This is a genomic window from Enterobacter sp. WCHEn045836 (assembly GCF_003965585.1).
GTDB classification, from domain to species: domain Bacteria; phylum Pseudomonadota; class Gammaproteobacteria; order Enterobacterales; family Enterobacteriaceae; genus Enterobacter; species Enterobacter dissolvens.
The window spans coordinates 254,385-266,820 of record NZ_RXPT01000003.1; the positions used below are offsets into that span (position 1 = coordinate 254,385).

The 12,436-nt window shown below is 58.3% G+C and carries 9 protein-coding genes; 2 read left to right on the plus strand and 7 right to left on the minus strand.

Features of this window, described 5'->3' with window-relative positions; genetic code table 11:
• Nucleotides 1–73 precede the first annotated feature (73 nt).
• Nucleotides 74–2,437, minus strand: coding sequence for a TIM-barrel domain-containing protein (locus EKN38_RS05600; protein ID WP_126521789.1), 2,364 nt, complete (start codon nt 2,435–2,437; stop codon nt 74–76).
• A 17-nt stretch (nt 2,438–2,454) separates the two neighbouring features.
• Nucleotides 2,455–3,756 carry an MFS transporter gene (locus EKN38_RS05605; RefSeq protein WP_014831193.1) on the minus strand — a complete coding sequence of 434 codons (1,302 nt, stop codon included), beginning with the start codon at nt 3,754–3,756 and terminating at the stop codon, nt 2,455–2,457.
• 288 nt (nt 3,757–4,044) lie between these two features.
• Between EKN38_RS05605 and EKN38_RS05610 the strand changes: the two genes are divergently transcribed.
• A complete protein-coding gene (locus EKN38_RS05610; RefSeq protein WP_014831194.1) occupies nt 4,045–5,118 on the plus strand; it encodes a LacI family DNA-binding transcriptional regulator in 1,074 nt (357 codons plus the stop codon).
• On the opposite strand, the gene EKN38_RS05615 is transcribed toward EKN38_RS05610, so the two are convergent.
• The 4 genes from EKN38_RS05615 to EKN38_RS05630 form a co-directional block, all read right to left on the minus strand.
• Nucleotides 5,115–6,371: a DUF1479 domain-containing protein gene (locus EKN38_RS05615; protein WP_014831195.1), complete on the minus strand. Its 1,257-nt coding sequence runs from the start codon at nt 6,369–6,371 to the stop codon at nt 5,115–5,117. The genes EKN38_RS05610 and EKN38_RS05615 overlap by 4 nt on opposite strands.
• Before the next feature lie 151 nt (nt 6,372–6,522).
• Entirely contained in the window at nt 6,523–7,338 is an 816-nt protein-coding gene (locus EKN38_RS05620) for a Cof-type HAD-IIB family hydrolase (protein WP_126521791.1), read from the minus strand.
• 154 nt (nt 7,339–7,492) lie between these two features.
• Nucleotides 7,493–9,925 carry a formate C-acetyltransferase/glycerol dehydratase family glycyl radical enzyme gene (locus EKN38_RS05625; protein WP_014831197.1) on the minus strand — a complete coding sequence of 811 codons (2,433 nt, stop codon included), beginning with the start codon at nt 9,923–9,925 and terminating at the stop codon, nt 7,493–7,495.
• 4 nt (nt 9,926–9,929) lie between these two features.
• A complete protein-coding gene (locus EKN38_RS05630) occupies nt 9,930–10,829 on the minus strand; it encodes a glycyl-radical enzyme activating protein (protein ID WP_014831198.1) in 900 nt (299 codons plus the stop codon).
• A 128-nt stretch (nt 10,830–10,957) separates the two neighbouring features.
• Between EKN38_RS05630 and fsa the strand changes: the two genes are divergently transcribed.
• Nucleotides 10,958–11,620 carry a fructose-6-phosphate aldolase gene (gene fsa, locus EKN38_RS05635; protein WP_014831199.1) on the plus strand — a complete coding sequence of 221 codons (663 nt, stop codon included), beginning with the start codon at nt 10,958–10,960 and terminating at the stop codon, nt 11,618–11,620.
• 62 nt (nt 11,621–11,682) lie between these two features.
• Here fsa and moeB read toward each other — a convergent pair whose 3' ends face one another.
• Nucleotides 11,683–12,435: a molybdopterin-synthase adenylyltransferase MoeB gene (gene moeB / locus EKN38_RS05640; RefSeq protein ID WP_014831200.1), complete on the minus strand. Its 753-nt coding sequence runs from the start codon at nt 12,433–12,435 to the stop codon at nt 11,683–11,685.
• Nucleotide 12,436 lies beyond the last annotated feature (1 nt).

Genomic DNA, 12,436 nt, shown 5'->3' on the forward strand with positions numbered 1-12,436 from the left:
CGAAATACTCAGGGAAAGATGTAGTGCTTTTATTCCCTCTCCCGGTGGGAGAGGGTGAGGGCATCAGGCCGCACTACACCACCCACTCACTCCCTTCAACACCATTCACCCGCAGCGTACGTTTTTCCCCCGCCGGTAATGACACCTTCAGTGCTTTCCACGCCGGACGATAATCCCCGCGCGGATTGACCTTCAGGTCGATGGTCGCCCCATCGCACACCATTTCCCACTCCACCCACAGCGCATTGCCGTTCTGATAGCCCCAGCTTTCACCGTCATCTTCAAACAGCAGACCGGTGCTGGTGCCCACGCCTTTGACCGGGAACAGCTTCAGCTCGCGGGTGTCGTCTTTTTCCGCGCTGACGTGAGTGATGCGTTCGCTGAGCGGCAGACCGGCCCCGGCGCGCACCAGCAGCGGCAGTTTTTCCAGCGGCGCATCCAGGGCGATCCACTGCCCGCCCGCGTACCACGCGTGGGTGTAAAAATCGTACCAGCCGGTTTCGTTATCCGGCAGCCAGAGACGGCGCTCGCGCTGTCCGGCCTCCACCACGCTTGCCACCAGCAGGTCACGGCCCAGCAGGAACTCGTCGCACTCTTCAAAGGTCTGCGCATCGTGTTCGTGGTCGAGGAAGGTTGGGCGCAGCATCGGTTCGTCGTCAGCATGTGCCTGCCAGAGCAGGGTGTAGAGATACGGCAGCAGACGATAGCGCAGCTCAATGGCACCGCGAATAGCGGGGGTGACGCCCGGATACATCCACGGCTCGTTTACCGTGTGATCGTCATTCCAGGAGTGAATGGTAAAGCGCGGGTGCATCACGCCGTTCTGCACCCAGCGGACAAACAGCTCGGCGTCGGGTTTGTCGCCAGAAAAACCGCCGACGTCATGGCCAACGTTAAACAGCCCGGACAGGCTCATACCCAGCCCCATGCGGATGTTATAGCGCAGGGTGTCCCAGTTGGTGCGGTTATCGCCGCTCCAGGTCTGAACGTAACGTTGCATCCCGGCGCAGCCGGAACGGGAGATCAGATACGGGCGCTTTTCCGGGGCAAACCCCTGCTGCGCTTCCAGCGAGGCGCGCATCATCAGCAGCGGCATCACCGGGCGGATGTGTTTGATGGCGATTTCCTTGCCAAAACCATGACAGCGCGCTTCGCCGTCCCACACTTCGTACTCATTGTTATCGTTCCAGGTGGAGTCGATCCCCATCTCCAGCAGCTGCGTGGTGACCCCTTCCTGCCACCATTTCACCGTCTGCGGGTTGGTAAAGTCGAGGTGGGAACCTTCGTCATCCCAGAAGCTGGAGCGTTCTGGCGCGTCGGTTTCTGAATCACGAATGAACAGGCCGTTTTCCGCCACTTCGCTGTAGCGCGGGTGGTCCTGCAGCAGGCACGGCTTGATGTTTGCCGCCAGCCGCAGCCCCGCGTCGTGGAATGCCTGGGTCATTACCTTCGGTTGCGGCACTTTGTCGTGGTTCCAGTTAAAGACGTAGCGCTTGCCGTTGATCGAGGTATAACCCGACGAGAGCTGGAACGAGTCGCACGGGATCGCATGCTCTTCGCACAGGCGAATAAAGTTCATCAGCTGGTTCTGTGCGTCCGGCGCGTCGGTGTAGTGCATGGTCGACCCGCTGTAGCCCAGACTCCACTTTGGCCCGAACAGCGTTTTCCCGGTCAGGCGCACAAAGGCTTTGGTGACGTCCAGCACCCGTTTGCCGGTAAAGAGGTAATAATCGATATCACCCGCTTCCGCCTGCCAGCGACGATAGGCGGTGTGGTAGTTATCAATCTCGTTGCCCAGATCCAGCCAGCAGCTGCTCAGGTTGTCGTAGAACAGGCCGTAACTCACATCATCGCGGCGGGTAAGGGTAAACGGGATGTGTTTGTACAGCGGGTCGGTGCTGGCCGCGTTGTAGCCCATGGCGTCGAGGTTGCGCATCTCGAAGCGCTTACCGTTGCGCTGCAGGTCGCCTGCTTTCTCACCCAGGCCGTAAAAACGCTCGTCCTTGCGACGGCTCAGGTAATGCGCCACCCCGTCGCCGTGAGCGTTCAACAGATAGGCACTGGTCGGGCGGTCATTGACCAGCGGCTGCCATTCACCGGCGTCATTGCGATAGTGCCACTCCAGCCACAGCGGCTGATGAACGGTCACGCGCAGCTGTTCGGTGGCAATTGTCAGCCCCTCATCCTGCTGGCTTAGGATCCAGGCAGGGCAGGTGAAGCCGCTCAGATCGTCGCGACGACGGCCTTCCCACGGCACATCTTCTTCCGGCGCAATGCTCCAGGTGCGGTCCAGCGCCAGTTCACCTTTACGTTTGATCAGTACGCGGAACAGGTTCTCTTCCAGCACATACAGGCACAGGCGGTGCTGGTTATCCACCAGCAGTTCCAGATGGTTGGCCGACTGCTTATCGACGGTCCAGTTTTTCAGGGTTTTCATATGCAATACATCCACTATCAGGCGCGCTTGGCGCGACGTTCAGCAATAAATGCCACCAGGAAAACAGCGCCAATCAGGTCAAAGAAACCCATGGCAATAAAGAGCGGGTTGAAGCCGATTTTGTCGGCGGTCACACCAATCAACAGCGAGAACAGGAAGCTGGCGATCCACGCCGCCGAGCCGCGCATACCGTTAACGGTCGCCATCTGGCCTTTATCGAACGACTCCACCACCAGCGCGCTGAGCATGCAGGAGATGATCTGATGCCCGAAACCGCCGATGGAGATCAGCACGATGGTGATGTACGGGTCGCGGGTAATGGCGACGACGGCCAGAGAGATCATCAGGAACGCGCCGGTGACGGAGCTTGCCACCACGGAGTTGACGCGGGAGCAGCCAAACAGGCGGGTATACAGACGGGTGAGGTAACCGCTCGCCACGCTGCCGAGATCGGCGGCCAGGAACGGCAGCCAGGCAAACATCGCGATCTGCTTCAGGTCCATGCCGTGCTCCTTGGCGAGATACAGCGGCACCCAGAAACTCAGTACCGCCCAGGCCGGTTCAGCCATAAAGGCCGGGATGGCGATACCGTAGAAGCGTTTATTTTTTGAGACGGTTTTCAGCGCGGTCAGGAAGGGCAGTTTTACCGCAGGCGGCTCGTTATCCTGCTTGATAAACGCCAGTTCGTCCTTGCTCAGGTTCGGGTGCTGCTCCGGGTTGTGGTAGAACGCCCACCACAGGATCACCCACAGCAGCGCCAGCACGCCGGTAAACATAAACGCACCCTGCCAGCCAAACGAGGCGTGCGCGAAGTAGATGATAGGCGGGGCCAGCATCGCGCCGATGGAGAAGCCCACGCCGGCCCAGCCGGCGGCCACAGGACGTTCCGATTTCGGGAACCATTCACCAATGGTTTTGGCGTTTGCGGGCGTGGCGGCGGCTTCAGAGGCGCCCATAAAGAAGCGCAGGATCGCCAGGTGCAGCCAGCTTCCGGCACCCGCGTGGAAGATACACATCAGCGCCCAAATCCCGGCGCAGACCATAAAGCCAATTTTCAGGCCGATCACGTCGATCAGCCAGCCGCACAGGGGCTGGAAAATGGTGTAGGCGATCTGGAATGCCCCGACAATCCAGGAGTACTGCTCGGTGGTGATCCCGAGGCTCTCTTTCAGTTCCGGGGCGAGGATCCCAAGTGAGTTTCGGGTGATGTAGTTAACGGTGACGCCAAGTAAGAACAGCACCAGTACATACCAGCGCAGGTTTTTAATGACGCGACGGGTTTTGCTTGCCGCAACGGTGTTATTAATGTCCTGACTCATTTTACTCTCCACAAGACGGACGGTAAGGGGACGGAGGTTCAGGTGTCACACAGTTTGTTATGCCTTTGATTTCTATCCGTTTAGAATGCTTAAGTTGCTATACAACTAGTATGGAAGTTGTGTGACAAGTTCACCTTAAGGGAGAAAATGAGTGGGCAATAGTGGATTTTGTGCAAAATTTCTCATAACTGAACATCATCATTTGGCATCATGGCTTTGACATCAGCTATTGCCTGATATTCACGCTATGAAAATTTTGTCATTTCGCAAATGGAGCCAGATCACAAAATGGACAAAAGGCTAAAAATCACCGAAATCGCCGCCCGGACCCAGCTCTCCATCAGCACCGTTTCGCGGGTCCTGGCCGGGAAGGCGAACACCAGTGAAAAAGCACGTGCGAAGGTGCTGGCATGCGCGCGCGAGCTGGGGGTGCTGGACGGAATGGCTGCGGGCCGTTTGCTGCTCAACAGTCTTGTTGTGTTCGCCCCACAGCGCGCGTTTGACGAGCGGTCTGACATCTTTTACTACCGTGTGATCCAGAGCGTAAGCAAAGGTCTGGCCTCGTACGATGTGCGTCTGCGCTACTGCGCGCTGGAGGAGAACGACAGCGACGCCCAGCTGTTTCTGGCGCGAATGAATGAGCCGGACACCCAGGCCGCCATCCTCCTCGGCATTGACGATCCGCATATCCACGATCTGGCGGTAGATGTGGGTAAACCCTGCATGCTGATTAACTGCCGTGACCGGCATATGCGCCTGCCTGCCGTCGCACCGGACCATCGGGCCATTGGCGAGCGGGCGGCGGACTATCTGTTTGAAATGGGGCACCGTGAGGTGATGAACGTGCTTTGCCTGCGGCGTTACACCATGGAGCTGCGCCTCGCCGGGATCCGCGATGCGTGGCAGTCACACAATCTGACGTTCAACGATAAACGCGATTTGCTGGTGGCGCCGAGCTTCAGCGCACGCGAAACGGAGCAACTGGTCACCGACTGGCTGATCCACATGCAGGGAAAAGATTTGCCTACCGCGTTTCTGGTGGGGGGCGACTTTATGGCGGCGGGCACCATCAGCGCCCTGCAAAAACAGGGGTTGCGCGTACCGCAGGATATTTCGGTGATGAGCATTGACGGCTTTAATCTGGCGGCGATTCAGGATGTACCGTTAACCGCGGTGCATGTTCCACGCGATGAGCTGGGCACCGAAGCGGTGCATATGCTCCAGCAGCGGCTGATGCGCCCGGAGGCGCCGGTGGGAACATTGTTGCTTAACGGCGCCCTGACCGTGCGGGAATCGGTCCGGCGGATACGTCAGGGCAAACGACGCACCGCCGTTGAGCGGGAAGGGCTGTACGACAGTTAAGCCATGCCCAGCGCACGCTTGCCGTGGATATTGAGATCGGCCACGGTAAAGCGATCCTGCCAGGTTTTTTCATAATCCTCGCGTGGGAAATCACCCGGTGATGCCCCGGTTTCCAGCGCCGCTTTCACCTTCTTCGCGTAGGCGAGGTTCTTCTCACACATTGGCGCGGCAGGAATGTACATCACGTTGCCCCAGCCCTGCTGATCCTCAACCGGCGCGACGGAGTGGATCACATCGCAGTGCCACCACACCGAATCACCCGCCTCCAGCGCCGGAATGCTGGTGAGCGCTTCGATAAGCAGCGGGTGCCATTTCTCTGACACCGGCAGAACGCGCCCCGGCGCGACGCCGCACAGTTCGTCCTCCGGCACGTCATCCAGCAATGGACGCAGCAGAATATAAGCCATCGCTTCCGGGATTGGCACCACGTGCAGCAGCCCCTGGCCCGGGATCATGTCCGACAGCGCCGTCCAGCCCTGGAAGGTGCGGAACACCGAACATTTGGTGGTGTTATCCACGGTGTACTCTTCCACTTCGGTACGGTGCGCGGCGTTCCACGGATCGTACTTATCGACGTTGCCGTCAAAGACGCGGGCGAAGACCTGTTGATAAGCCGGAAGCAGCCAGCGCTCCAGCGCGCCGGAGTCGGTATGCGCGCCCAGCCCTTTCGAGGTGGTTCCCGGCGGACGGCGGCGGATGCGATCCGGGTAAATCACGCTGACGTCCGGGTCGAACCACTGCTTGCCGTTGCTCTCGAATGTCCATAAACGGTTCAGGAACGACTGCACCTGCGCCATCTCTTCACTCTGGCGCGCCTGCATTTGCGCCTGTGACCAGTAGATAGGGTAAATCTCCGGGCGAGACGCCGTTAAGGTACCAAAGAAGTTATCGCCGGGCCCTTTATAGACTTCATCAAACTGGTTGAGATCGAGGTAGTCGAGCATTGACTGATCCCATGCCAGCGCCTGCTCGCGCGGAAAATGACCTTTGATCACCGCGCAACCCCGGCGTTTGATCGCCTCGCGCTGCGCGGATGTGATGGTGCCATTTTTCACATTCGCAAACGGGATCACCGGCCAGACGGGCTCGCCTTTGTTTTTCAGGGCGTTAATTTCCGCCACGCGGGTCGCGATGGTATCGCTGAGCTTATCGAACACCGCCTGCACATCGCCGATTTGCGCCCGTAGCTCGCGCTTCATCTCACGGATTGCGGCTTTGTGATCCGCCGGCAAAGTTTCACTGGTAAACGTCATAATTGCCTCGCATCTTTCATTCGAAAGTAAAAATGTCTACAAGTGATACTTTAAGTTAAAAATTGGTTAATGCAAGTTTAAAAACTTGACGGGTAGCACAGGATGGAAAAAGAGTGAGGGGGGCCGGAGCGCGGCTCCGGCAGGAAGGGAATCAGGCGTCGAACGGAGAGTGGTGATCAAGCACCGCCTGAATAACGTTCAGCGCGCCCTGGTGGTTGTTGTCGTCGGTGCTGTAGCGGCTCACCGCTTTAATGCTTTCGGCCGCGTTGCCCATCGCAAAGGCGTATTTCACCAGCTTCAGCATCTCCGCGTCGTTGCCGCTGTCGCCAATACCCACGCACTCCTGCGGGGAGACTTTCCAGCGTTTCAGCAGACGGCTGATGCCATTGGCTTTGTGCAGGCCGGGGATAATCAAATCGACAAAACCAAAGCCGCTGGTGACCGGCTTCATAATGCCGTCCAGGGAGACATGCAGTTTATCGACCAGATTCGGGATATCGCTGTCCGGCAGGTTCAGGGAGAACTTGAACAGCACGTCGTCAATGTCGCGATAGTCGCTGATACGCTTTAAGCGGTGATAGTGCTTTGACATCAGTGCCACGAACGCCTCCGGGGCCTGGTCGCTGACGTAAGCGCTGTCGAGACCGCAGGCCACAAAGTTCAGCCCTTTGTCTTTCAGCAGTTCGCCAATAACGATTTGCGACTCATGACGCGTCAGCTCGCCGTGGAAAATTTGTTCACCGTGATCGAAGACCAGCGCACCGTTTTCCGCCACAAAGGAGATCTGATCTTTCAGTTCCGGGAAGAAGGAGATGAGCTGGTAATACTGGTTACCGCTGGCGACAACAAATTCAATATTACGGGCTTTAAGCTGCTCAAACTGTGCCTGAAAGCGGTCACGATCGTACTGCTTGGCATCATCAAGGAAAGTTCCGTCCATATCGGTGACGATAACTTTAACGGTCATACTGTGCTCCTGGGTCACTGCGTTTTGAAACATTCTAATAACAAGGTGACGGAGAGCACAAATTTAATTTCATTCGAAAGTAAAAGCAAAACGGCAACCGACGTTGCCGTTTTTAGTCTTTTCTCCCTCTCCCGGTGGGAGAGGGGATACTTCGTTACAGCGTATGCTCCGTACGCGCAATGATATCGTCCTGCGCATCCGGCGACAGGGCGGTGAAGAACGCCGAGTAGCCTGCGACGCGTACCACCAGGTCACGATACTGGTCCGGGTGTTTCTTCGCGTCCAGCAGCGTTTCGCGTGAGACGATGTTGTACTGAATATGCCAGCCTTTATGCACCTCGAAGAAGGTACGCAGCAGCACCATCAGCTTCTGACGGTCACTGTCGTTTTCCAGCGTCGACGGGTTCAGCTTCTGGTTTAACAGCACGCCGCCAAGAATGGCTTCGGTCGGCAGTTTACCCACGGAGCCGATCACCGCCGTTGGACCGAGGTGATCGGTACCGGAGGCCGGACTGGCGCCTTCCGCCAGCGGGGTGTGCGCTTTGCGTCCGTCCGGCGTCGCCATTGTCGCTGCACCAAACGGCACGTTTGCGGAGATGGATGACGTGCCCGCATAGTAGTTACCGCCAATGGGGCCACGGCCGTAACGCGGGTTGTGATACTGCTTCAGCTCGTCAATGTAGGTCTGATAAGCACGGGTCAGCAGCATGTCCACACTGTCGTCGTCGTTGCCGTACTTCGGCGCGCCGTTGATAAGACGCTGACGCAGCTGCTCGTGGGTCAATCCGTCGAAATCGTCCGCCAGCGCCGCCGCCAGCTGTCGCTGACCGATGACGCCCTGCTCGAACACCAGTTTCTTCACCGCCGCCAGGCTGTTACCGAGGTTGGCAATCCCCACCTGCAGGCCGGAGACCCAGTCATACTTCGCGCCGCCCTGCTTGATGCTTTTCGCCCGTTCGATGCAGTCATCCACCAGCGCCGAGCAGAGGATATCGTGGACGTTCTCTTCCAGCATGGTGTCCACGACATACTCAATCTCGATGGATTTACGGGTGTAATAGCGGATCTGGGTATCCCAGGCCGTCATCACCTCGTCGAAATTGCTGAAGTTACCGGCAGAGAGCGCTTTTTCCTGCGGCAGGAACACTTTTCCGCTGGTGGCATCGCGGCCGCCTTCCAGCGCGGCGAGCATCACGCGGGCGAAGTTAATAAAGCTCATGCCGGTGCAGCGGTAGCCCCACTTGCCGCCTACGGCGGTTTCGATGCAGCCGATGGCGGCATAGTCGTACGCATCTTCTTTTTCCACGCCGAGCTTGATGAATTCCGGGATCACGATTTCATCGTTGTTGAACGCCGGCATGCCGAAGCCGCAGCGGATCACCTGCACGCAGGCGTCGAGGAAGTCGTTGCTCATCCCTGCGTGATAACGCACGCTCAGGTTTGGCTGGGTGGAGCGCAGACGACCGCAGGACTCCAGAATCGCGTAAGAGAGCGGGTTGACCGCGTCCATCGGCTCACCGTTGACCAGCTTCTGGCCGCCGATGGTAACGTTCTGGTACAGCGGGCTGCCTGCGGAGGCTTTGGAGTGAGAGCCGGAGCGGATCTTGTTCACTTCCAGCAGCTTCAGCCAGCAGCTGTGCAGAAGCTCGATGGCGTGCTCGCGGTCGAGGCAGTGGTTCAGCTCTACGTCGCGACGGTAGTACGGGTAGAGATACTGGTCCATACGGGCGAACGACACGGAGTGGCCGTTGGACTCAATCTGCAGGATCAGCTGAATGAAGTAGCACAGCTGCAGCGCCTGCCAGAAGGTTTTTGGCGGTTCATGGGCAATCGCGTCACAGTTTTCCGCTATCGCCAGCAGCTCGTCGCGGCGGCTGACGCGGGATTCGGTAGCTGCCATCTCACGCGCCAGGGCTGCGAAACGTTCGATATGCAGACTTACCGCCTCCAGCATGATATCAATTGCTTTCAGGAACTGATCGCCGTGCAGGTCGTCCAGCACCGTCAGGTTGATGCGCGAGCGGCGCTCGGCCACTTTAGCGCGCAGGCCGTCGAGCCCTTTTTCCAGCACCAGCGGGAAGTTCACCGCCAGGTGCGCGTCGCCGGAGGTCATGTTACCTTCGGCTTTAATAATGCCGGTTTCCAGCAGGCTTTTCTGCTCGTCGGTGAACATGCCATAACAGCGATCCTGCACCGTCTGGCCGCGCCACCACGGGCAGATCTCATGCAGGACGCGCTTATTCTCTTCGCTGACCGCAAAGCCTGCGCCGGGGCGGTCCGCCAGATCGTCAATCTCTTTCTCAATCCAGGAGACGGTATATTCCGGGAAGATCGGCGCGGCGCGCACTTCACTTGCCTGGTTACCGACGATCAGCTCATCGTGTTGGATCCAGATGGTGCGCTGCGCGAGATGATGCGCCAGCGCCAGCGCGCGACGCACCGGGATCGGTTTATCCATATGTTGCTGGTACATTTCAGTGTAGTGCTGCGCGCGCTCGGTACAGACTGGCGGCTTCACGATATGCACCAGAGCCATTTTGTGCGCTTTAATGCGCTCGCTGAGGGTGTTGAGATTCAGGGTAGTCATCGTTTTATCCTCGTAAGGTCGCGGTTAACCCTTTCTGGCAGGCATACTGCTGTGCAAAGTCCAGTAGCGCAGGGTTATCCAGCGGTTTGTCAGGGGCAGAGTAGGATTGGCCGAGCAGGGTGTATTTGTTCATGCCCAGCGTGTGATACGGCAGAAAGTGAATGTCGCGAACGTTCAGTTCGTCGGCGGCGAAATTGGTAATGGCGGTAACAGAGGCTTCATCGGCGTTAAAGCCCGGGATCAGCGGCACGCGGATGATGATTTTTTTCCCGGCGGCCGCCAGGCGTTTCAGGTTGTCCTGGATGCGTTTTGCCGAGCCGTCCGTCCACTGTTTGAACACCTCTGCATCCACATGCTTCAGGTCGGCGAGGAACAGATCGACATACGGTAGTGAAGGTGCAATATAGTGCCACGGCACGTGAAGGCAGGTTTCGACGGCGGTATGAATACCCTGTTCATGGCTGGCTTTAAACAGCGCCAGTGCCAGATCGGGGTTCATAAACGGCTCGCCGCCGGAGAGGGTGATTCCGCCGCCGCTTCGGTCGTAAAACGGCTTATCGCGCAGGACGGTCGCCATGATCTCCTCCACCTGACGTACTTCACCACATACGGTGAGCGCCTGCGTCGGGCAGCAGTCGGTAAGGACCGTGAGCGTCTGTTCGTCTAGTTTCTCACGGTGGATGACCAGCCCGTTCAGCGCACGTTCGATACAGGCCGGTGCCGCCTGCTGGCACAGATCGCAGCCGTCCAGGCAAAGACGTGCATCAAACAGCACGTCCCGCGTGCGGGCCCGGCTTTCCGGGTTCTGGCACCAGCGACAGCCCAGCGAGCAGCCTTTCAGGAACACCACGGTACGGATCCCGGGGCCATCGTGGGTAGAGTAACGCTGAATATTGAAGATCATGATTTTGCCTCTCATCTTGCATATGAAGATTAAATTACTTTCGAATGAAAGTTATCTTGATGCAGGTCAACTCCTGAGCAGGTTTTGTCGTGATAGGGTAAGTGCAGGCTAAAATTGAGGGCGACATCATGGAACTTTATCTCGACACTTCTGACGTTGCGGCAGTGAAAAAGCTCGCACGCATCTTCCCGCTGGCGGGCGTAACCACCAACCCCAGCATTGTGGCGGCAGGCAAAACGCCGCTTGAGGTTCTGCTGCCAGAACTGCACGACGCGCTGGGTGGCAAAGGCCGTCTGTTCGCGCAGGTGATGGCCACCACCGCCGAAGGCATGGTGGACGATGCGCGTAAGCTGCGTACCATCATTAACGACCTGGTGGTGAAAGTGCCGGTGACAGCGGAAGGGCTGGCGGCGATCAAAATGCTGAAAGCAGAAGGGATCCCGACGCTGGGGACCGCGGTATATGGTGCTGCACAGGGGATGTTGTCCGCGCTGGCGGGGGCAGAGTATGTCGCGCCTTACGTTAACCGCGTGGATTCGCAGGGCGGAGACGGGATCCAGACCGTTGTGGAATTACAGCAGTTGCTGACGCTGCATGCCCCGCAATCAAAAGTGCTGGCGGCGAGCTTCAAAACCCCGCGTCAGGCGCTGGATTGCCTGCTGGCCGGCTGTGAGTCCATTACGCTGCCGCTGGACGTGGCGCAGCAGTTTATTACCTCTCCGGCGGTGGATGCGGCGATCGTGAAGTTTGAGCAGGACTGGCAGGGGGCGTTTGGACAGACGGCTCTCTGACGCGTTATCTCCCTCTCCCTGTGGGAGAGGGCCGGGGTGAGGGCATCAGGCCGCAACGAGGTTTAACCGCTGCACACCTCACACCCCGGATTACGCATCAGCTTCATCTCGCGGAACTGGCAGGTCATTGCGTCATACATCACAATTTTCCCCGCCGCTGGCGTACCGTAACGGGTCAGCACTTTGATCGCTTCCATCGCCTGCAGTGACCCGATCACGCCGACTAACGGCGCCATCACGCCTGCCTCGACGCAGGTGAGCGCATTCTCACCAAACAGGCGGCTCAGACAGCGATAGCACGGTTCGCCTTCAGCATAGGTAAAGACGCTGATCTGTCCTTCCATGCGGATTGCCGCGCCAGAAACCAGCGGCGTTTTGTGGGTAAAACAGCCGGCGTTTAGCTGGTTGCGGATGGCAACGTTATCGGTACAGTCCAGCACCAGATCGTGCTTTGCGATCTGCGCGTATAACGCCTCGTCATCCAGCATCGCGTTAATCGGGGTGAACTGAACGTGGGGGTTGATGCGCGTTAACGCTGCGCGGGCAGAGTCCACCTTCGGCTGGCCGAGTGTCGCATCGCTGTGCAGCGTCTGGCGCTGCAGGTTTGACACCGACACGGTATCAAAGTCCAGCAGCGTCATCTTGCCCACGCCCGCCGCGGCGAGGTATTGCGCGGCGGCGCAGCCCAGACCGCCCAGGCCGACGACCAGCACGCTGGCCGCCTTGAGCGCTTCCTGGCCATCAAAATCAAAACCGCGCAGAACAATCTGGCGGTTATAGCGCATCATCTCTTCATCGCTCAGTTCCGCCGCCATC